This is a genomic window from Pseudomonas sp. NFX15, from assembly GCF_049132105.1.
Lineage (GTDB): Bacteria > Pseudomonadota > Gammaproteobacteria > Pseudomonadales > Pseudomonadaceae > Aquipseudomonas.
Window position 1 is genome coordinate 228,548 of record NZ_JAFMPV010000002.1, and the last position, 20,135, is coordinate 248,682.

The 20,135-nt window shown below is 60.3% G+C and carries 20 protein-coding genes; 18 read left to right on the forward strand and 2 right to left on the reverse strand.

Translation table 11 applies throughout. The features are described from left to right. Window positions 1-2 precede the first annotated feature (2 nt). Complete coding sequence (gene rne, locus J1D76_RS03215) at window positions 3-3,236, reverse strand: ribonuclease E (RefSeq protein ID WP_421136993.1); 3,234 nt, start codon at window positions 3,234-3,236, stop codon at window positions 3-5. 701 nt (window positions 3,237-3,937) lie between these two features. Here rne and rluC point away from each other — a divergent pair. From rluC to J1D76_RS03230, 3 genes are read left to right on the forward strand one after another with little or no spacing between them, the layout of a single operon-like run. Beyond that, on the forward strand, window positions 3,938-4,900 hold the full coding sequence (rluC, locus tag J1D76_RS03220; RefSeq protein WP_421136994.1) for a 23S rRNA pseudouridine(955/2504/2580) synthase RluC: 963 nt from the start codon (window positions 3,938-3,940) through the stop codon (window positions 4,898-4,900). Beyond that, on the forward strand, window positions 4,887-5,549 hold the full coding sequence (locus tag J1D76_RS03225; RefSeq protein WP_421136995.1) for an HAD-IA family hydrolase: 663 nt from the start codon (window positions 4,887-4,889) through the stop codon (window positions 5,547-5,549). Before rluC ends, J1D76_RS03225 begins: the two co-directional genes overlap by 14 nt. 24 nt (window positions 5,550-5,573) lie before the next feature. Next, window positions 5,574-6,563 (forward strand): S49 family peptidase, encoded by a 990-nt coding sequence (locus tag J1D76_RS03230; protein WP_421136996.1) that lies wholly within the window; start codon window positions 5,574-5,576, stop codon window positions 6,561-6,563. 130 nt (window positions 6,564-6,693) lie between these two features. Here the strand turns inward: J1D76_RS03230 and J1D76_RS03235 are convergent, their stop codons facing one another. Next, on the reverse strand, window positions 6,694-7,272 hold the full coding sequence (locus tag J1D76_RS03235; protein ID WP_421136997.1) for a Maf family protein: 579 nt from the start codon (window positions 7,270-7,272) through the stop codon (window positions 6,694-6,696). A gap of 105 nt (window positions 7,273-7,377) precedes the next feature. Here J1D76_RS03235 and J1D76_RS03240 point away from each other — a divergent pair, with 105 nt between their 5' ends. The 15 genes from J1D76_RS03240 (at window position 7,378) to J1D76_RS03310 (ending at window position 20,132) form a co-directional block, all read left to right on the forward strand. Next, window positions 7,378-7,905 (forward strand): YceD family protein, encoded by a 528-nt coding sequence (locus J1D76_RS03240; RefSeq protein WP_008066540.1) that lies wholly within the window; start codon window positions 7,378-7,380, stop codon window positions 7,903-7,905. Between the two features lie 13 nt (window positions 7,906-7,918). Next, a complete protein-coding gene (rpmF, locus tag J1D76_RS03245; protein WP_003179396.1) occupies window positions 7,919-8,101 on the forward strand; it encodes a 50S ribosomal protein L32 in 183 nt (60 codons plus the stop codon). Window positions 8,102-8,105: 4 nt separating this feature from the next. Next, window positions 8,106-9,116, forward strand: coding sequence for a phosphate acyltransferase PlsX (plsX, locus tag J1D76_RS03250; RefSeq protein WP_421136998.1), 1,011 nt, complete (start codon window positions 8,106-8,108; stop codon window positions 9,114-9,116). A gap of 125 nt (window positions 9,117-9,241) precedes the next feature. Beyond that, window positions 9,242-10,180, forward strand: a complete 939-nt coding sequence (fabD, locus tag J1D76_RS03255; RefSeq protein WP_421136999.1) for an ACP S-malonyltransferase — start codon at window positions 9,242-9,244, stop codon at window positions 10,178-10,180. A 16-nt stretch (window positions 10,181-10,196) separates the two neighbouring features. After that, on the forward strand, window positions 10,197-10,937 hold the full coding sequence (gene fabG / locus J1D76_RS03260; RefSeq protein WP_421137000.1) for a 3-oxoacyl-ACP reductase FabG: 741 nt from the start codon (window positions 10,197-10,199) through the stop codon (window positions 10,935-10,937). Between the two features lie 196 nt (window positions 10,938-11,133). Then, a complete protein-coding gene (gene acpP, locus J1D76_RS03265; RefSeq protein WP_003175607.1) occupies window positions 11,134-11,370 on the forward strand; it encodes an acyl carrier protein in 237 nt (78 codons plus the stop codon). Between the two features lie 109 nt (window positions 11,371-11,479). Then, a complete protein-coding gene (gene fabF / locus J1D76_RS03270; RefSeq protein ID WP_421137001.1) occupies window positions 11,480-12,724 on the forward strand; it encodes a beta-ketoacyl-ACP synthase II in 1,245 nt (414 codons plus the stop codon). Further along, complete coding sequence (gene pabC / locus J1D76_RS03275) at window positions 12,724-13,539, forward strand: aminodeoxychorismate lyase (protein ID WP_421137002.1); 816 nt, start codon at window positions 12,724-12,726, stop codon at window positions 13,537-13,539. Before fabF ends, pabC begins: the two co-directional genes overlap by 1 nt. Before the next feature lie 3 nt (window positions 13,540-13,542). Then, a complete protein-coding gene (mltG, locus tag J1D76_RS03280) occupies window positions 13,543-14,772 on the forward strand; it encodes an endolytic transglycosylase MltG (RefSeq protein WP_421137003.1) in 1,230 nt (409 codons plus the stop codon). A gap of 22 nt (window positions 14,773-14,794) precedes the next feature. Next, a complete protein-coding gene (gene tmk, locus J1D76_RS03285; protein ID WP_421137004.1) occupies window positions 14,795-15,427 on the forward strand; it encodes a dTMP kinase in 633 nt (210 codons plus the stop codon). Beyond that, entirely contained in the window at window positions 15,420-16,406 is a 987-nt protein-coding gene (locus J1D76_RS03290; RefSeq protein ID WP_421137005.1) for a DNA polymerase III subunit delta', read from the forward strand. The genes tmk and J1D76_RS03290 overlap by 8 nt, the downstream gene beginning before the upstream one ends. Window positions 16,407-16,478: 72 nt before the next feature. Then, entirely contained in the window at window positions 16,479-17,264 is a 786-nt protein-coding gene (locus J1D76_RS03295; protein WP_421137006.1) for a TatD family hydrolase, read from the forward strand. A gap of 342 nt (window positions 17,265-17,606) precedes the next feature. Continuing rightward, window positions 17,607-18,245, forward strand: a complete 639-nt coding sequence (locus J1D76_RS03300; RefSeq protein ID WP_421137007.1) for a TetR/AcrR family transcriptional regulator — start codon at window positions 17,607-17,609, stop codon at window positions 18,243-18,245. 137 nt (window positions 18,246-18,382) lie between these two features. Beyond that, complete coding sequence (locus tag J1D76_RS03305; RefSeq protein ID WP_421137008.1) at window positions 18,383-19,351, forward strand: GTP 3',8-cyclase MoaA; 969 nt, start codon at window positions 18,383-18,385, stop codon at window positions 19,349-19,351. A gap of 172 nt (window positions 19,352-19,523) precedes the next feature. Continuing rightward, window positions 19,524-20,132, forward strand: coding sequence for a DUF4823 domain-containing protein (locus tag J1D76_RS03310; protein WP_421137009.1), 609 nt, complete (start codon window positions 19,524-19,526; stop codon window positions 20,130-20,132). The last annotated feature ends 3 nt before the right edge of the window (window positions 20,133-20,135 follow it).

Here is a 20,135-nt window from a genome sequence, read left to right on the forward strand (position 1 = left end):
AATCAGACGAGGGGTTTAGGCTCGTGTTCTTTTTCCAGGGCTTGCTCGTGTTGCTCTACCGCTTCCTGAACGGAGCGCGGTGCTTCGTGGATCACCGACTCAACCGGCTCGGCAGCCACTTCAGCAACAACAGGTTCGGCAGCGACAACCGCTTCAACCGGAGCCGCAGCGGCGGCCAGTTCGGCTTCTTTCTGCAGACGCTCGGCTTCACGCTTGCGACGACGCACTTCACGTGGGTCGTTAGGTGCACGGCCACTTGGCGTCAGGGCGCTGGCGGAAACTTCCTCAACGACTGGAGCAGGCGCTTCAGCAACAACGGGAGCTTCAACAACCGGCGCTTCAACCGCCGGTGCTGGAGCTGGTTCTGCGGCAGCAACCACTGGCTCGGAAACCATGGCTTGCGCCACTTCGGCCTCGGCGGCTGGCGCTGGTGTTTCAGCGACAGCTGGCTCGGCGACCCAGTTGAAGGCCGTTTGCTCTTCGCGAACTTCACGCACGGTTTCAGTCACGGTTTCAACAACCGCTTCTGATACCACGGCTGGCGCTTCAACCACCGTGGCTGGCTCGGCAGCTACTTCAACGACAGGCTGGGCTTCTACCGCAGGCGCCACTTCGATTTCCGGCGAGGCGGTCACTTCAACCGGTGTGGTCGCTTCAACGACTGGCGCTTCGACTGGAGCAGTTTCCAGGGTGGCGGCAGTGGCGCGTTCGGCTTGCACGTTGGCTTGCGCTTCAGCCGGAGCGCTGATCACGCTGCTGGCAACGGCAGCGGTGACAGCCAGGCCAGCGGCCAGGTCGGCAGTGCTTGGTGCTTCGGCGTTTTCGCCGGACTCGGATTCTTCCGAACCTTCGATCACGTTGCCGTTGGCATCACGCTGACGCTCGCGACGGTTGCTGCGACGACGCTGGCCACGGGAACGGCGGCGCGGACGATCGCCTTCGGCGCCTTCCTGACCATCTTCCTGCAGGTGCTCTTCGTTGGTCGTCAGTTCTTCGTCTTCGGCGACGGCGGCGGCAGCTTGCTCGGCACGTGGCTGACGCTCTTCACGCGGTGGGCGTGGAGCACGTTCTTCACGTGGCTGGCGAGCTGGACGTTCTTCGGCGGTAGCAGCAACGGCAACAGCAGCGGCGGCAGCGGCCGGAGCGGCATCCAGCGGCTCGCGCAGTTCACGTACGCGTTCTTCACGCTCGCCACGTGGCTTGCGATCTTCACGTGGGGCACGTGGTGCACGTTCTTCACGAGGCGCGCGTGGTGCGCGTTCTTCGCGGGCTACGGCTACGGCCGGGGTTTCTTCGCGGGTCTCGCGAGGCTCGCGCACTTCGCGTGGCTGACGCTCTTCACGCGGTTCACGTGGGGCGCGTTCTTCACGCGGTGCACGTTCTTCGCGAGGTTTGCGCTCTTCATCGCGGCGACCGTTACGGTTGCGGCTTTGCTGGCGACCGTTGCGACGCTCTTCGTTACGGGCCGGACGCTCGGTGGTCGCAGGTTTTTCAACCACGGCCGGAGCCGCAGGCTCTTGCTTGGTGGCGAACAGGCTGACCAGCGACTTCACCAGGCCTTTGAACAGGCTTGGCTCCGGTACGGCGACCGGTGCAGGGGCCGGGGCGGCCACTTCGGTTGGAACCGGAGCGTTGGCGCGGGCCGGAGCGGTCTTGACCGCGGCTTCCTGGCGAACCAGGGTGCGGGTCGCTGCCGCTGGCTGGACTTCTTCGACTTCGGCAGCGGCAGCGGCGATTTCGTAGCTGGACTGGTTGGTCGCGGCTTCCGGGCTGTCATCACGCAGACGCTGCACTTCGAAGTGCGGCGTTTCGAGGTGATCGTTCGGCAGGATGACGATGCGGGCACGGGTGCGCAGTTCGATCTTGGTGATCGAGTTGCGTTTTTCGTTGAGCAGGAACGCAGCGACCGGGATCGGCACTTGGGCACGAACTTCGGCGGTACGGTCTTTCAGGGCTTCTTCTTCGATCAGGCGCAGGATCGCCAGGGACAGCGATTCAACGTCACGGATGATGCCGGTGCCGTTGCAACGTGGGCAAACGATGCCGCTGCTTTCGCCCAGGGACGGACGCAGGCGCTGACGAGACATTTCCAGCAGGCCGAAGCGCGAGATGCGACCGACTTGCACGCGAGCGCGATCGGCTTCCAGGCATTCGCGGACTTTCTCTTCCACGGCGCGCTGGTTCTTGGCAGGGGTCATGTCGATGAAGTCGATGACGATCAGGCCGCCGATGTCGCGCAGGCGCAACTGACGGGCGATTTCTTCGGCGGCTTCAAGGTTGGTCTGCAGCGCGGTTTCTTCGATGTCGCTGCCTTTGGTGGCGCGTGCCGAGTTGATGTCGATGGACACCAGGGCCTCGGTCGGATCGATCACGATGGAGCCGCCGGAAGGCAGTTCGACGACGCGCTGGAAAGCGGTTTCGATCTGGCTTTCGATCTGGAAACGGTTGAACAGCGGCACGCTGTCTTCGTACAGCTTGATCTTGCTGGCGTACTGCGGCATCACCTGGCGGATGAAAGTCAGGGCTTCGTCCTGGGCTTCAACGCTGTCGATCAGCACTTCGCCGATGTCCTGGCGCAGGTAGTCGCGGATCGCGCGGATGATCACGTTGCTTTCCTGGTAGATCAGGAACGGCGCGGAACGATCCAGCGAGGCTTCTTTGATGGCGGTCCACAGTTGCAGCAGGTAGTCGAGGTCCCACTGCATTTCTTCGCTGCTGCGGCCGAGGCCGGCAGTGCGCACGATCAGACCCATGTCGGCCGGGGCAACCAGGCCGTTCAGCGCTTCACGCAGTTCGTTGCGCTCTTCGCCTTCGATGCGACGGGAGATACCGCCGGCACGCGGGTTGTTCGGCATCAGCACCAGGTAACGTCCGGCCAGGCTGATGAAGGTGGTCAGGGCGGCGCCCTTGTTGCCACGTTCTTCTTTTTCGACCTGAACGATGACTTCCTGGCCTTCGCTCAGGACGTCCTTGATGTTGACGCGACCTTCCGGGGCTTTCTTGAAGTATTCGCGGGAGATTTCTTTGAGGGGCAGGAAGCCGTGGCGCTCAGAGCCGAAATCGACAAAGGCAGCCTCAAGGCTTGGTTCGATGCGAGTAATCCGGCCTTTATAGATGTTGGCCTTCTTCTGCTCGCGTGCACCGGATTCGATATCCAGGTCGTAGAGGCGCTGGCCATCTACCAGTGCAACACGCAACTCTTCGGGTTGAGTTGCGTTAATCAGCATTCTTTTCATGTAGTACCGTCGGTTTCCGGGCTGCCGGAAACGGCGTTCGGCACACACGACTTCTCACGGTCGGTGTCAGGTGCGTCGGGAGTGGTTGGCCATTTCCCGTGTCCAGCGAAGTCCGGCCAATGTGGGCCTTCATCGCGACGTACGCGTCCTGCTTGCTGTGGCTACTTAAGCACTCAGTCAGGAGGAGGAATCAACCAGCGGCTGTGGACGAGATGAAGCGTCTGGAGAAAGCTTGTTGCTACACAGTCCGGCGGTTGTGCATCTCCACCCTACACGTATCCCTGATAATTCGGGTGCTGCCGCGCGCAGAATCCGCAGCGGGTTGGCATTTACCGTGAGCTCCGAAAGGGGAGGTCACGCATCATGGCTAATTTAGGCGTTGTTTCCGAAGCATTCGCTCGGGGTCATTCGCAGATGACTGCACTTTGTGAACTGGCCGTGAATATGGCGCGCAAAGCGAGTGGAAACTCTGCTTTCCGGCGTGATTCAGGCCTCATGTCACCTGCGCTCGTTACACCTGCAAACTCCACCGTTACGTAGCGAAAGCCCCGTAGGACGGCCTCGCGTCCTGGTGAATTGCGTTGGTCAGGGCCGGTTTTTAACCGTTGGTCCGCTGTCCAGGCCGCTTTTGGCGGCGTTCGCGACTATAGCAGCAATGATTAAGTGCTTCAATTCCATAAAAAATTGTTATCATCCGCGCCATGACGACGACTACCCCCCCGACTCCAGGCGTACAACTGCTTGAGGTCTCGCCGGAATATGCCGGCCAACGTATTGATAATTTCCTTCTCGCCCGGCTCAAAGGCGTGCCCAAGACCTTGATTTACCGCATTTTGCGCAAGGGCGAAGTGCGCGTGAACAAAGGCCGGATCAAGCCCGAGTACAAGTTGCAGGCGGGCGATATCGTGCGCGTGCCGCCGGTTCGCGTGCCTGAGCGCGACGAGCCGGTGCCACTGGCGCAGGGTTTGTTGCAACGCCTCGAAGCCTCGATTGTTTTCGAAGACAAGGCGCTGATCGTGATCAACAAGCCTTGCGGCATTGCGGTTCACGGCGGCAGCGGCCTGACTTTCGGGGTGATCGAAGCCTTTCGTCAGTTGCGCCCTGATTGCAAGGAGCTCGAACTGGTTCACCGTCTCGACCGCGATACGTCCGGTCTGTTGATGATCGCCAAGAAGCGCAGCATGTTGCGCCACTTGCACACCGCGTTGCGCGGTGATGGTGTCGACAAGCGCTACATGGCCCTGGTGCGCGGTAACTGGGCGAGCTCGATCAAACAGGTCCGTGCCTCACTGGGCAAGAGCAATCTGCGCTCCGGCGAACGCATGGTCGAGGTTGACGAGGAGGAGGGCAAGGAGTCCGTGACCGTGTTCAAGGTCCTGCGCCGTTTCGGCGACTTTGCGACCCTGATCGAAGCCAAGCCGATTACCGGTCGTACTCACCAAATCCGCGTCCACACCTTGCACGCCGGGCATTGCATCGCCGGCGACACCAAGTATGGCGACGAAGGCTTCAGCAAGGAAATACGCGATCTGGGCGGCAAGCGCCTGTTCCTGCACGCGTACATGCTGACCGTGCCGCTGCCGGATGGTGGTGAGCTCAAGTTGCAAGCACCGGTCGACGAAATGTGGGCCAAGACTGTGGAGCGATTGAGTGCGCCCATCTGATTACAAACTGCTGATCTTCGATTGGGATGGCACGTTGGCCGATTCCATCGGTCGGATTGTCGAGGCGATGCACGTTGCCTCGCAGCGCTCCGGTTTCGAGTTGCGTGATGATTTTGCGGTCAAGGGCATCATCGGTTTGGGTTTGCCGGAGGCAATCCGCACCCTGTATCCCGAGATTGATGATGCCGAGTTGGGCGCGTTCCGTGATTACTACGCCGAGCACTACATCGCTTCGGAAACCGTACCTTCGCCGTTGTTCGAAGGTGTGGTCGAGTCGATGGAGGCGTTTCGTGCCGAGGGTTATCACCTGGCCGTGGCGACCGGCAAGGCCCGTCGCGGGCTGGATCGGGTGTTGAAGTCCCATGGTTGGGAAAATTACTTCGACATCACCCGTGCCGCTGACGAGACTGCCAGCAAGCCGCATCCGCTGATGCTTGAGCAGATTCTTGCGCATTGCGAGGTTCGTCCGGAACAGGCGTTGATGGTCGGTGATTCGTCCTTCGACTTGCAGATGGCGCGCAATGCCGGCATGGGCTCGGTGGCGGTCAGTTATGGCGCTCAGTCGATCGATGCGTTGAAGGTGTATGAGCCGCAACTGGCCATCGACCGCTTTTCAGAATTGCATGCCTGGCTGAGTCAGCGGGCCTAACGGATTGTTTTTGGGGTGGATGGCATGACCGACGAATGGAAAGCGCCCGCCAAGGCGAGCGCAGAGAGCGGTGACGATAGAAGCTGGAAACTGCTGGAAAAGACCCTGCTGGCCAGCGTGCAGGAGCAGCGTCGGTCACGTCGCTGGGGGATATTCTTCAAGCTTCTGACGTTTGTGTACCTGTTCGGCGCGATTGCCCTGTTTTCGCCGCTGATGGACATGGAAAAAGCCGCGACCCGCAGTTCCCACTACACGGCGCTGATCGACGTGACCGGCATGATCGCCGACAAGGAGCCGGCCAGCGCAGACAATATTGTGGGCAGCCTGCGTGCAGCGTTCGAGGACGATAAGGTCAAGGGTGTGGTCCTGCGCATCAACAGCCCGGGTGGCAGTCCGGTGCAGTCGGGTTATGTCTATGACGAGATTCGTCGCCTGCGTGGCCTGCATCCGGACACCAAGCTGTATGCGGTGATTTCCGATCTCGGGGCTTCCGGTGCCTATTACATCGCCAGCGCGGCGGACCAGATCTACGCCGACAAGGCGAGCCTGGTCGGCTCCATCGGTGTGACGGCGGCCGGCTATGGCTTTGTCGGGACCATGGAAAAGCTCGGTGTCGAACGTCGTACCTACACCTCTGGCGAGCACAAGTCGTTCCTCGATCCGTTCCAGCCACAAAAACCGGATGAAACCGCTTTCTGGCAGGGCGTGCTCGATACGACTCACCTGCAGTTCATCAATAGCGTCAAGCAAGGGCGTGGTGATCGCCTGAAAGACAAGGAGCATCCGGAACTGTTTTCCGGCCTGGTCTGGAACGGCGAGCAGGCGCTGCCATTGGGCTTGATCGATGGTTTGGGCAATGCCAGTTCGGTGGCGCGGGATGTGATCGGTGAAAAAGAGCTGGTGGACTTCACCGTGCAGGAGTCGCCGTTCGACCGCTTCTCGAAAAAACTCGGCGCCAGCGTGGCTGAGCATTTGGCGATGTGGATGGGTTTTAACGGCCCGTCGCTACGCTGAATCTCCGATAGCAAAAAAACCGGCACTTGCCGGTTTTTTTTGTACCTCGCGAGACCTGTAGGCGCTGGCTTGCCGGCGAAAGCGATCTGCCTGACACTCCGCATCGTCCAATTCGCCAGCAAGCCGGCTCCTACGGTATTTGCACACCTTCGACCAGCAACATCTCGATCAGACGAATCAGCGGCAGACCGACCAGACTGGTCGCATCAGGCCCTTCAGTACTGCGAAACAGGCACACCCCCAATCCTTCGGCCTTGAAGCTGCCAGCGCAATCGTAGGGCTCCTCGGCGTGCAGATAGCGTTCGATGTGAGTAACCTCCAGCGCACGCATGTGTACGGTGAAAGGTACGCAATCGACCTGGCAGTGCCCAGTCTGGCTGTTGAGCAGGGCCAGGCCGGTCAGGAATGTCACGCTGGCACCGCTGGCCGCCAGCAGTTGTTCGCGGGCCTTTTCGAAGGTGTGGGGCTTGCCGATGATCCGCTCTCCCAGCACCGCGACCTGGTCAGAGCCGATAATCAGATGAGCGGTATGTGTGCCGGAGAGGGCGCGGGCTTTCTCTTCGGCGAGGCGTTTGACCAACTCGATGGCCGATTCACCCGGGCGATGGCTTTCGTCGATATCCGGCGAGCTGCAGGTGAAGGGCAGCTGCAAGCGGGTCAGCAATTCCCGGCGATAGGTCGAGCTGGAAGCGAGTAATAAAGGCAGCATGCGCAACTCCAAATGACAGTCGCGAATTCTAGCGGGGCTTCCAAGTGACGGACAGGGCTGAATTTCCTTTGACATGGGCGGGGGCATCCCTATAATGCTGCGCCTATGTTGAATGACCCGATTCCACCTCACGTTGACCCGCGCAAATTGGCTGATCGTGGCACCACCCTCCAAGGTGAAATGCTGCTGGCCGATTTGAAGAGACTCTGCGACCCGCTTTCCGACAATGTCGGTACGGTGCAGGCTAAATTCGTTTTTGAACGAGATGAACGTAAATCTGTGGTCATCCACAGCTTTATCGACACTGAAGTCAAAATGGTTTGCCAGCGTTGTCTTGAGCTGGTCACCCTGCCGATCCATAGCGAATGCAGTTACGCTGTGGTGAAGGAGGGTGCGAATACCCAGTCGTTGCCGAAAGGTTATGACGTGCTGGAACTGGGCGAAGATCCATTGGATCTGCAGTCACTGATCGAGGAGGAGCTTCTGCTCGCCTTGCCCATTGTGCCTGCTCATCATCCGGAAGAATGCCAGCAGCCGGCGGGAGCAGATGAGCCCGAACCGAGCGAGGACGAGGTAACGCGGTCCAACCCGTTCAGTGTATTGGCGCAGTTAAAGCGTGACCCAAACGTTTAGGAGTTAATCAATTATGGCTGTTCAGCAGAACAAAAAATCCCGCTCTGCCCGTGACATGCGCCGTTCGCACGACGCTCTCGAGGCTAGCACCCTGTCTGTAGAAAAAACCACTGGTGAAGTTCACCTGCGTCACCACGTATCGCCAGAAGGCGTATACCGTGGCCGTAAAGTGATCGACAAGGGCGCTGACGAGTAATCACTTGTCCGCTCAAGTCATCGCGATTGACGCAATGGGCGGGGACTTCGGTCCCCGCAGCATTGTCCAGGCCAGCGTTGCTTGCCTGTCTGCCACACCCTCGCTGCACCTGACCCTTGTCGGTCAACCCTCCCTTCTTGAAGAACTGATCGCTGGCCATTCGGCTGTGGATCGCGCGCGCCTGTCGATTGCACCGGCGAGTGAAATCATCACCATGGACGAAAAACCCGCCCAGGCCTTGCGTGGCAAGCCGGACTCGTCGATGCGCGTGGCCCTTGAGTTGCTGCGCGACGGTAAAGTCCAGGCCTGTGTCAGTGCGGGTAATACTGGCGCGTTGATGGCGTTGTCGCGGTTCGTGCTCAAGACCTTGCCCGGTATTGACCGTCCGGCGATGGTCGCGGCGATTCCGACACAAAAGGGTTATTGCCAGTTGCTTGACTTGGGCGCCAACGTCGATTGCAGCGCCGAGCACCTGTTGCAGTTCGCGGTCATGGGCTCGGTTGCAGCGCAAACGCTCGGCATAAGTCGTCCTCGAGTCGCGTTGCTGAACATTGGCACCGAAGACATCAAGGGCAATCAACAGGTCAAGCTGGCGGCGACCTTGTTGCAAAGCACCCGAGGCATCAACTACATCGGCTTTATCGAAGGTGACGGCTTGTACCGTGGCGAAGCGGATGTGGTGGTGTGTGACGGGTTTGTCGGCAACATCCTGCTCAAGTCCAGCGAGGGCCTGGCGACGATGATTGCCGGGCGCATCGAGGCGTTGTTCAAGAAAAATATCGCCTCGCGCGCGGTCGGTGCGCTGGCGCTGCCCCTGATGAAGCGCCTGCAGGCCGATCTGGCGCCTGCCCGGCACAATGGTGCGAGCTTTCTCGGCTTGCAGGGCATTGTCGTGAAAAGCCACGGTTCTGCCGGGGTCCAGGGTTTTCAAAGTGCCATCCAGCGTGCCTTGATCGAGATTCAGGAGAACCTTCCCGAGCGCCTGCACGGTCGTCTGGAGGATTTGTTGCTTTAGGCGTTTTCGTCGGACAATGCTTAAATGTGACCGCTTGGTTCGATGGGCCATCCAACTGTCAGTTTCTAGCGTCCCCCAAAAGGGGCGCCATTTCTCCGACGACAAGATCATTAGGGGCTTGTTACATGTCTGCTTCCCTCGCATTCGTCTTTCCAGGACAGGGCTCGCAGTCCCTCGGCATGCTGGCCGAGCTGGGCGCACAACACCCGGTTGTCCTCGAAACATTCAAAGAAGCTTCCGATGCACTGGGTTACGACCTGTGGGCACTGACCCAGCAAGGGCCGGAAGAACAGCTCAATCAAACCGATAAAACCCAACCCGCCATCCTGACCGCATCGATCGCCCTGTGGCGTCTGTGGCTGGCCGAAGGTGGTGCGCGTCCGGCCTATGTCGCCGGACACAGCCTGGGTGAGTACAGCGCGCTGGTCGCGGCGGGCAGCCTGAGCCTGGGCGACGCGGTGAAGCTGGTCGAGCGTCGTGGTCAGCTGATGCAGGAAGCCGTTCCGGCCGGGCAGGGCGGCATGGCCGCGATCCTTGGTCTGGACGATGCTGACGTCGTGGCTGCCTGTGCCGAAGCGGCACAAGGCGAAGTGGTCAGCGCGGTGAATTTCAACTCGCCTGGCCAAGTGGTCATCGCCGGTGCCAAGGCTGCGGTCGAGCGCGCCATCGAAGGCTGCAAGGCGCGGGGTGCCAAGCGCGCAATGCCGTTGCCGGTCAGCGTGCCGTCCCATTGCGAGCTGATGCGCCCGGCTGCCGAGCGTTTCGCCGAATCGATCGCTGCCATCAACTGGCAGGCGCCACAGATTCCTGTGGTGCAGAACGTCAGCGCTGAAGTGCCGGCCGATCTGGAAACCCTCAAGCGCGACCTGCTTGAGCAGCTCTATAAACCTGTACGCTGGGTTGAATCGGTCCAGGCGCTGGCCGCCAAGGGCGCGACCCAGTTGGTCGAGTGCGGCCCGGGCAAAGTGCTTGCCGGTCTGAACAAACGTTGCGCCGATGGCGTGTCGACATCCAACCTCAATACCCCAGACGCTTTCGCTGCCGCCCGTGCAGCGTTGGCCTGAATCAGGAGAAGCTTGCATGAGTCTGCAAGGTAAAGTTGCACTGGTCACCGGTGCAAGCCGCGGCATCGGCCAGGCTATCGCGTTGGAATTGGGTCGTCAGGGCGCCATTGTTGTGGGTACAGCGACCTCCGCGTCGGGTGCCGAGCGCATTGCCGCGACCCTGAAGGAAAACGGTATTCAGGGCACTGGCATGGAGCTCAATGTCACCAGCGACGAGTCCGTGGCGGCTGTCCTGGCGAGCATCCAGGAGCAGTTCGGTGCGCCGGCGATCCTGGTCAACAATGCCGGTATCACCCGCGATAACCTGATGATGCGCATGAAAGACGACGAGTGGCATGACGTTGTCGATACCAACCTGAACAGTCTGTTCCGCCTGTCCAAGGGCGTTTTGCGTGGCATGACCAAAGCCCGTTGGGGCCGAATTATCAGTATTGGCTCGGTAGTGGGTGCCATGGGCAACGCAGGCCAAGTAAACTACGCTGCCGCCAAGGCCGGTCTGGAAGGTTTCAGCCGTGCACTGGCGCGTGAAGTCGGTTCGCGTTCGATTACGGTAAACTCGGTGGCCCCTGGGTTCATCGACACCGATATGACCCGTGAACTGCCCGAGGCACAGCGTGAAGCCTTGCAGACGCAGATTCCGCTGGGCCGTCTGGGGCAAGCTCAAGAGATCGCGTCCGTGGTCGCTTTTCTTGCGTCGGACGGTGCGGCTTACGTTACCGGAGCTACAATCCCGGTGAACGGCGGGATGTACATGTAATTCAAATGTGACGGATTGCTTCAAAAAAATGTCATACGAGCTGTCTAAAATCCGTTATAAAGCTGCAATCTATTTATAGGCAGAGGGTCACCGGGTTTGAGGAGTGAAGCTTTCAGTTGAAAAGCTGAAAAGCCTTTCTATACACTTACCCACCGGCCAGCTGCCTGAATTTGTCCATTAGGAGTGAAAACAAGGTATGAGCACCATCGAAGAGCGCGTCAAGAAAATCGTTGCTGAGCAACTGGGCGTTAAAGAAGAAGAAGTGGTCAACACTGCCTCCTTCGTTGAAGACCTGGGTGCCGACTCCCTTGACACCGTTGAGCTGGTGATGGCTCTGGAAGAGGAATTCGAGACCGAAATCCCTGACGAAGAAGCTGAAAAGATCACTACCGTACAAGCTGCAATCGACTACGTTACTAGCCACCAGGCGTAATAGTTTGTAATCGTTGCTCGCTGTCATGGAAAAACCGCACTGCCATCATGGCGTGCGGTTTTTTCTTTAGGCCTGATGCAAAAGTCGTCATTTGAAAAAGGAGAGTGCTGTGTCGCGTAGACGCGTCGTAGTCACCGGTATGGGTATGTTGTCGCCACTGGGCACGGATGTGCCAAGCAGCTGGCAGGGCATTCTGGCTGGCCGCAGTGGCATTGGTCTGATCGAACACACCGACCTTTCTGCCTATTCCACCCGTTTTGGCGGTTCGGTAAAGGGCTTCAATGTCGAGGAGTACCTGTCGGTCAAGGAAGCCCGCAAGCTCGACCTGTTCATTCAATACGGCCTGGCCGCGGGTTTTCAGGCGGTGCGCAATGCCGGCCTGGAAGTCACTGACGCCAACCGTGAACGCATCGGCGTGGCCATGGGTTCGGGTATTGGCGGACTGACCAATATCGAAGAAACCGCCCGCACGCTGCACGAGACTGGCCCACGACGGATTTCCCCGTTCTTCGTGCCAGGCTCGATCATCAATATGATTTCCGGTTTCCTGTCGATCCACCTGGGTGCACAGGGACCCAACTACGCCATCGCTACGGCCTGCACCACCGGCACGCACTGCATCGGCATGGCTGCCCGCAACATCATGTACGACGAAGCCGACGTGATGATCGCCGGCGGCGCCGAGATGGCCGCCTGCGGCCTGGGCATGGGCGGCTTCGGTGCCTCTCGCGCACTGTCGACCCGCAACGACGAGCCAACCCGCGCCAGCCGTCCATGGGACAAGGGCCGCGATGGCTTTGTATTGTCCAATGGTTCCGGTGCCCTGGTGCTCGAGGAGCTCGAACACGCCAAGGCGCGTGGCGCGACCATCTACGCCGAGCTGATCGGCTTTGGCACCAGCGGCGACGCCTTCCACATGACGTCGCCGCCCGCCGATGGCGCGGGTGCTGCACGCTGCATCACCAATGCCCTGCGCGATGCCAAAATCAATGGCGATCAAGTGCAGTACATCAACGCCCACGGCACTTCGACTCCGGCCGGCGACCTGGCTGAAGTCAATGCGATCAAGTCGGTGTTCGGCGATCATGCCTACAAGCTGGCCGTCAGCTCGACCAAGTCCATGACCGGTCACCTGCTCGGTGCGGCGGGCGCGGTCGAGGCGATCTTCAGCGTGCTGGCGATCAACGGCCAGGTGGCGCCGCCGACCATCAACCTCGATGAGCCAGACGAAGGCTGCGATCTGGATTTCGTACCGCACACGGCACGCAACATGGATATCGATGTGGTGGTTTCCAACTCCTTCGGGTTTGGTGGCACCAACGGCTCGCTGGTGTTCCGCCGGTTCGCAGGCTGATGGACAACTGGGTCGACGGTCAGCCGGCTGACGCTTTGTCGCTGAAGGATCGCGGCCTGGCTTATGGCGATGGTCTGTTCGAGACCATCGCCGTGCGCAACGGGCAGCCGGTGTTGCTGGACCGACACCTGTCGCGGCTGACGGACGGTTGTTCGCGGTTGGCGATCACCAGCGACCCTGATCGGGTTCGCAGCGAAATTTCCGCCTACGCGGCGGCGCTGGGTGACGGCGTACTCAAGCTCATCCTCACCCGCGGCGACGGTCTGCGCGGCTACGCGCCTGATCCCTCGGCCCAGGCCCGGCGAATCCTGCAAGGCAATCCTGCGGCGGCTTATCCGGCGGTACACGCCGAGCAGGGTGTTCGTCTGTTTCCGTGCGCGACACGCCTTTCCCGCCAGCCATTGCTCGCCGGGCTCAAGCACCTCAATCGTCTGGAACAAGTACTGGCCCGTGCCGAATGGCAAGACACCGAACATGCTGAAGGCTTGATGCTCGACCAGGCTGGGCGTGTGATCGAAGGCGTGTTCAGCAACCTGTTCCTGGTGCGCGATGGCGTACTCATCACTGCGGACCTCAAACGTTGCGGCGTGGCCGGTGTGATGCGTGCCGAAATATTGTTTCAGGCCAAGTTGCTGGGCATTCCCACGCAAATCGCCGACATCCCCCTCGAACAGCTGCAATGGGCCGACGAAGTCTTCGTCTGCAACAGCGTGTATGGCGTTTGGCCGGTGCGCGCCTGTGCTGCACTGAGCTGGCCGGTTGGGCCGCTCACCCGTAAACTCCAATCCATTGCCCGTGCACTACTGGATGCTTGATACGTGAGACGTAAATTCTTGCTGCTGCTGGAAACCGGACTGGTTCTGGCGGGGCTGCTGTTGGGCGCCAGCGCCTGGAAAATTCATTCGGCGCTGGTTCAGCCGCTGAACGTCACCCAGGAACAATTGCTGGATGTGCCCAAGGGCACCACGCCGACCCGCACCTTTTACCGACTCGAAGCCAATGGCGTCATCAAGGACGCGTTCTGGCTGCGCGTGTATTGGCGCTTCAACCTCGCCAAGCAACCCCTGCACAGCGGTGAGTACCGCATGCAGCCCGGCATGACGGTCGAAGGGCTGATCGACCTGTGGAAGCGTGGCGAGATGGTGCAATACAGCCTGACCCTGGTCGAAGGCTGGAATTTCCGCCAGGTGCGCGCTGCGCTGGCCAAGGAAGAAAAACTCGATCATGGTCTCAACGGCTTGAGTGACAGCCAGGTGATGGACAAGCTCGGTCACCCGGGGATTTTTCCTGAAGGTCGCTTCTTCCCGGACACCTATCGCTACGTGCGCGGGATGTCCGATGTCGAACTGTTGAGGCTCGCTTACGATCGCCTCGACGAAGTGCTCGCCAAAGAGTGGGAACAACGTTCAGCGGATGCTCCGTACACCGAGCCCTATCAGGCGCTGATCATGGCTTCACTGGTGGAAAAGGAAACCGGTGTGCCGCAGGAGCGTGGGCAGATTGCCGGTGTGTTCGTGCGGCGCATGGCGATCGGCATGCTGTTGCAGACCGACCCGACGGTAATCTATGGCCTCGGCGACCGCTACAGCGGCAAGCTGACCCGGGCTCACCTCAAGGAAGCGACGCCGTATAACACCTACATGAATGCGGGCCTGCCGCCGACACCCATTTCGATGGTGGGGCGCGAAGCCATTCATGCGGCGCTCAATCCTGTGGAGGGCAACAGCCTTTACTTCGTGGCGCGCGGTGACGGCACGCACGTGTTTTCCGACGACCTGGATGCGCACAATAATGCGGTGAAGGAGTTCCAGCTCAAGCGTCGCGCCGATTACCGCTCCAGCCCGGCACCGGCCGCTGCGGGCGAGACGCCGGCCACTCAGGCTGAGCCAGCCGGTACGCAGGAAGCCAAGGCTTCGGAGGAGCAGACGCCGATCCCGGCGGCTTCACCGGACACCGCGCCCGAGGCTGTGCCGCAGGTGCCGCCGCAAGATCCGCCGCCCGCACCGCAAGCGCCAGAGCCCGATGCCAGCGCACCGAAAAGCCCGTAATGACTTTGACTAAGGACTGCCTGTGACTGGCTTGTTTATTACGCTGGAAGGCCCGGAAGGCGCCGGCAAGAGCACCAATCGTGAATACCTGGCCGAGCGCCTGCGCGCGGCCGGCATCGAGGTGGTGCTGACCCGCGAACCGGGTGGTACGCCGCTGGCCGAGCGCATCCGTGAAGTGCTGTTGGCCCCGGTCGACGAAGTCATGAACCCCGATACCGAGTTGTTGCTGGTGTTCGCGGCGCGCGCCCAGCACCTGGCCGAAGTGATTCGCCCGGCATTGGCCCGCGGGGCCGTGGTCCTGTGTGATCGTTTTACCGATTCGACCTACGCCTACCAGGGCGGGGGTCGCGGTTTGTCGCTGGAGCGCATCGCCGCCCTGGAAACATTCGTTCAGGGTAACTTGCGCCCGGACCTGACGCTGATTTTCGATTTGCCTGTGGAAGTCGGCCTGGCCCGCGCCAGCGCTCGCGGTCGCCTGGATCGCTTCGAGCTGGAAGGCCGGACCTTTTTCGATGCCGTGCGCGGTGCCTTTCTCAAGCGGGCTGAAGCGCAGCCGACGCGTTATGTGCTGGTCGATGCCGCCCAACCGTTGGCTCAGGTCCAGCAATCGCTGGATGCGCTGTTGCCGCGCCTGTTGGAGTTGAGCCGTGGCTGAGGCCTATCCCTGGCAGGAAAGCCTGTGGCAGCAACTGGCCGGTCGCGCCCAGCATGCGCACGCCTATCTGCTGCACGGCCCGGCCGGTATCGGCAAACGGGCACTGGCTGAGCGTTTGATGGCGAGCCTGCTGTGCCAGCGCCCGGTAGCGCTGGAAGCCTGCGGTGAATGCAAATCCTGCATGCTGCTCAGGGCAGGCAGTCACCCGGATAACTACATCCTCGAACCGGAAGAGGCCGACAAGGCGATCAAGGTCGACCAGGTCCGCGACCTCGTCGGTTTCGTGGTGCAGACCGCGCAACTGGGCGGGCGCAAAGTGGTGCTCATCGAGCCGGTGGAGTCGATGAACATCAATGCTGCCAACGCCTTGCTCAAAAGCCTTGAAGAGCCGTCCGGCGATACCGTGTTGTTGCTGGTCAGTCACCAGCCGAGCCGCTTGTTGCCCACCATCAAGAGTCGCTGCGTGCAGCAGGCCTGTCCGCTGCCGGGCGAGGCCATGAGCTTGCAATGGCTGGCCCAGGCGCTGCCGGAGTGTTCCGAAGAGGAGCGCGTCGAACTGCTGACGCTGGCGGCCGGTTCGCCCCTGGCGGCGGTCAGCCTTCAGGCCCAGGGCGTGCGTGAACAACGCGCGCAAGTGGTGGAAGGGGTGAAAAAGCTACTCAAGCAACAGCAGTCGCCGACGCAACTGGCCGAGGAATGGAAAAGCATTCCGATGTTGCGCCTGTTCGATTGGTTCTGCGATTGGTCGAGCCTGATCCTGCGGTACCAATTGACCCAGGACGAAGCCGGCCTCGGCCTGAGCGACATGCGCAAGGTCGTGCAATACCTGGCGCAGAAGACTGCCCAGGGCAAAGTCCTCGATATCCAGGACTGGATCCTTGCCCAACGCCAGAAAGTCTTGAGCAAGGCCAACCTCAATCCGGCCCTGCTGTTGGAGGCGTTGCTGGTGCAATGGGCGTCATTGCCGGCCCAAAGATGATGGTCTGCGCCTAGACTCTGAGTATCAGAACATCCGCCTATCCCTCTCATTCGATGCAAGTTGCTGCCCAAAATGCTCGTAGATTCCCATTGTCACCTCGATCGCCTCGACCTCGCCGCCCACGACGGCTCCCTGGACGCCGCCCTGGAGGCGGCCCGCCAGCGCGGGGTCGGGCATTTCCTGTGCATCGGCGTCAGCGCCGACAACGCGGCCGACGTCAAAGCCCTGGCCGAACGGTATGACGACGTCGACTGCTCGGTGGGCGTGCATCCACTGGACGTACAGCCGGGCGCCGCGCCGGCGCTGGACTGGCTGTTACGCGAGCTCAATCACCCGCGGGTGGTTGCCATCGGCGAAACAGGCCTCGACTACCACTACGAGCCGGAAGCGGCCGAGTTGCAACAGGCGTCCTTTCGCCTGCACCTGCAAGCAGCACAGCAAACCGGCAAACCGGTGATCATCCATACCCGTGGCGCCCGTGCCGACACCCTGAGCCTGCTGCGTGAAGCGGCGCTGCCCCAGGCGGGCGTGCTGCATTGCTTCACTGAGGACTGGGAGATGGCCAAGGCTGCGCTGGACATGGGCTATTACATTTCCCTTTCCGGGATTGTCACTTTTCGCAATGCCGACGCGTTGCGAGATGTCGCGAGCAAGGTGCCATCCGACCGTTTGCTGGTGGAAACCGACTCGCCGTACCTGGCGCCGATTCCGTACCGCGGCAAGCCGAACCTGCCCCAGTACGTGCGCGAGGTAGCGGAATTTCTGTCAATGTTACGCGGTGAGCCCTACGAGCGGTTTGCCGAGCAGACCACGGCGAATTTCAAGCGGCTGTTCCCGCTGGCGCACGTAAAAGGTTAAATCGCAGGCAAAAAAAACCCGGGTTCTGGGGGGTGAATCCGGGTTAAGACCATTAGGAGTAAAACAATGGCACGCGGTCCGTTGGTACCAATATCGGCGTGACACTTGGGGGAGATGCCCCGCCGACAGTTCAAGTATTGATCAGGATTGCGCCTCGTCCAGTTTGTCTGTGTCGGTTTTTAAACAAATTTGGAATACATGCGCTTCGGAAGAGTTCTCATCAACCGGGTGTCGTACGCGAAATGACCAGAAAGCGCAGATATGGTCGGATGATCCGTGCTTTTTTGTGCAAGTTAGGCATAATACGCGGCTTCGAATTTTGACCCCGACAGACCTTTTCTTATGCATAAAGAACCTCGTAAGGTCCGTGAGTTTCGCCGCCGCGAGCAGGAAATTCTCGACACCGCGCTCAAGCTGTTCCTCGAACAAGGTGAAGACAGTGTCACCGTCGAGATGATTGCGGATGCCGTCGGTATCGGCAAAGGCACCATCTATAAGCACTTCAAGTCCAAGGCGGAAATCTACCTGCGCCTGATGCTCGACTACGAGCGCGATTTGAACGCATTGCTGCATTCGGCCGATGTCGACAAGGACAAGGAAGCCCTGTCCCGGGCGTACTTCGAATTCCGCATGCGCGACCCGCAACGCTATCGCCTGTTCGACCGCCTCGAGGAGAAAGTGGTCAAGGGCAACCAGGTGCCGGAGATGATCGAGGAGTTGCACAAGATCCGCGCCTCGAACTTCGAACGCCTGACCCTGCTGATCAAGGGCCGGATCAGCGAAGGCAAGCTCGAAGACGTGCCGCCCTACTTCCATTACTGCGCATCCTGGGCGCTGGTGCACGGTGCCGTCGCGCTGTATCACTCGCCGTTCTGGAGCAATGTGCTGGAAGATCAGGAAGGTTTCTTCCAGTTCCTGATGGACATCGGCGTGCGCATGGGCAACAAACGCAAGCGCGACACCGACACTCCGGCCAGCTGAGTCATTCTGCTGCCTGATTGCGCCATTATTTTGCTACTTGGCGCCGTACCGCAGGAATATACTCAGGTAGAGGACTTGCTAAAACTTGATTTGTGAGTCAAGTTTTAGCGGCCCGATATTCTTCCGCCGGAGTGATCATGATCGTTGACCGTCAAGGCAGGCGTTTTCGCAACCTGCGAATCAGCCTGACTTCAGCCTGCAATTACGCCTGTACTTACTGCGTGCCCAACGGCAAGCGGCTGGTGGCTGCGCAGGATGAATTGTCGGCCGAAGCCATGGCACGCGGCGTGGCCTACCTGATTGAAGCCGCCGGCATCGAGCGCCTGCGTATTACCGGTGGCGAGCCGCTGGTCAGCCCGAAACTCGAAGCGTTCATGGCGGCCGTCGGGCAGATGGGCCTGGAAGACATCAGCCTCACCACCAACGGCCAATTGCTGGCGAAGAAGTTGCCACTGCTGGTGGATGCCGGCATTCGGCGCCTCAACGTTTCCCTGGATACCCTTGATGCCGGTGCGTTCCGTGGTATTGCCCGTGGCGGCGACCTGGCGACCGTACTCAATGGCATGAGCGAGGCGAGCGCGGCGGGCATGAAGATCAAGGTCAACATGGTGCCGTTGCGCGGGCAGAACCTCGATCAAGTGATGCCCCTGCTCGACTACTGCCTGGAGCGTGGGTACGAACTGCGCTTTATCGAGCTGATGCGCATGGGCCACCTGGCCAACGATTCCAACGCCTTTCTGCAGCAGTTCGTCAGCCTCCAACAGTTGCTGAGTCTGATCGGCGAGCGCTACGAGTACCTGCAGGCCAATGCGCCGGTCGATGCGACAGCGGTTCGCTATGAAATTCCCGGCCATGGCTATTTTGGCGTAATCGCTAATGAAAGCGTGCCGTTTTGCCGGACCTGTTCGCGGTTGCGGTTGTCGTCCACCGGTTGGCTGCACGGTTGCTTGTCGTCGAGCAATCGCCATTACGTCGGCGACCTCCTGGACAAACCGCGTCACCAAGCCCTGCCGGCCTTGCAGCGACTGTTGGTGAAGGCCTTGGGTGACAAGCAGGAAGTGGCGTTCTCGGGTGGTGCGACAGTCATGAAGATTATCGGCGGCTGAACCGGCGTATTCGCGGGCAAGCCACGCTCCCACAAGGTTTTGCACAAATCCTGTGGGAGCGTGGCTTGCCCGCGATTGCATTTGAACAGGCACCGATCAAACTTGAGCTGGCGCGGAAGCTGCATCCAACGGCCATTCGCCGGTTTTCCGACACCGGCCTCTGGAGGATAGGATGCGTAGCCTGGTTTTGCTGCTGGCCGTTTTGGCAATTGGTGGCTGCATGAACGTCAGCGATATGGCCGAAGGGACTCGCTACCATATGAGCGATGCAGGGTTGCTCGACCACAGCGACAGCCGTCGCGTAAACAACCTGCGCATTCAGCCGGACTCATTCGTCTACATCGCCCAAGGCGCTTTCGTGCCGCCCAACAGCGTTGTTTATCCGCGGCCCAATGTGATTGCGGAAGTCGCCTTCGATGGTTTTGTCGAGTACTTCCCGATGGTGCGTCGTGCTCGCGCGCCGGAGGGGCTTGACCAGGCCATGGGCGAAGCCCGCGCCGCCGGTGCGCACTACCTGCTGTATACCCGCTTCGCCAACTCCGATGACCGGATTGGCAACTCGGACGAGTGGCTCGATCAGGAAGCGCTGGACCGTCTCGGCATCGACAGCGGTATCATTCAGATCATGTTGATCGAGACCAGCACCCAGTATTTGATTGATACTGCGACCATCAAGAGTCGTGGCGGTTTACTGACGTTCCACGATAAAAAACCTGAAGACCTGATGGGCCCGCCGCTGGAGCAATATGCGCGCAGCCTGGTCGGGCTCAGCGACCAGTAATTT

Excerpts from the sequence above, each read along its gene's own strand:
- J1D76_RS03295 (WP_421137006.1), top strand. The coding sequence starts at position 16,479 with ATGCTCGTAGATTCCCATTGTCACCTCGATCGCCTCGACCTCGCCGCC.
- J1D76_RS03305 (WP_421137008.1), top strand. The coding sequence starts at position 18,383 with ATGATCGTTGACCGTCAAGGCAGGCGTTTTCGCAACCTGCGAATCAGC.
- fabD (WP_421136999.1), top strand. The coding sequence starts at position 9,242 with ATGTCTGCTTCCCTCGCATTCGTCTTTCCAGGACAGGGCTCGCAGTCC.
- J1D76_RS03300 (WP_421137007.1), top strand. The coding sequence starts at position 17,607 with ATGCATAAAGAACCTCGTAAGGTCCGTGAGTTTCGCCGCCGCGAGCAG.
- J1D76_RS03310 (WP_421137009.1), top strand. The coding sequence starts at position 19,524 with ATGCGTAGCCTGGTTTTGCTGCTGGCCGTTTTGGCAATTGGTGGCTGC.
- fabG (WP_421137000.1), top strand. The coding sequence starts at position 10,197 with ATGAGTCTGCAAGGTAAAGTTGCACTGGTCACCGGTGCAAGCCGCGGC.
- J1D76_RS03240 (WP_008066540.1), top strand. The coding sequence starts at position 7,378 with ATGTTGAATGACCCGATTCCACCTCACGTTGACCCGCGCAAATTGGCT.
- J1D76_RS03230 (WP_421136996.1), top strand. The coding sequence starts at position 5,574 with ATGACCGACGAATGGAAAGCGCCCGCCAAGGCGAGCGCAGAGAGCGGT.
- rne (WP_421136993.1), bottom strand. The coding sequence starts at position 3,236 with ATGAAAAGAATGCTGATTAACGCAACTCAACCCGAAGAGTTGCGTGTT.
- J1D76_RS03235 (WP_421136997.1), bottom strand. The coding sequence starts at position 7,272 with ATGCTGCCTTTATTACTCGCTTCCAGCTCGACCTATCGCCGGGAATTG.
- acpP (WP_003175607.1), top strand. The coding sequence starts at position 11,134 with ATGAGCACCATCGAAGAGCGCGTCAAGAAAATCGTTGCTGAGCAACTG.
- pabC (WP_421137002.1), top strand. The coding sequence starts at position 12,724 with ATGGACAACTGGGTCGACGGTCAGCCGGCTGACGCTTTGTCGCTGAAG.
- rluC (WP_421136994.1), top strand. The coding sequence starts at position 3,938 with ATGACGACGACTACCCCCCCGACTCCAGGCGTACAACTGCTTGAGGTC.
- rpmF (WP_003179396.1), top strand. The coding sequence starts at position 7,919 with ATGGCTGTTCAGCAGAACAAAAAATCCCGCTCTGCCCGTGACATGCGC.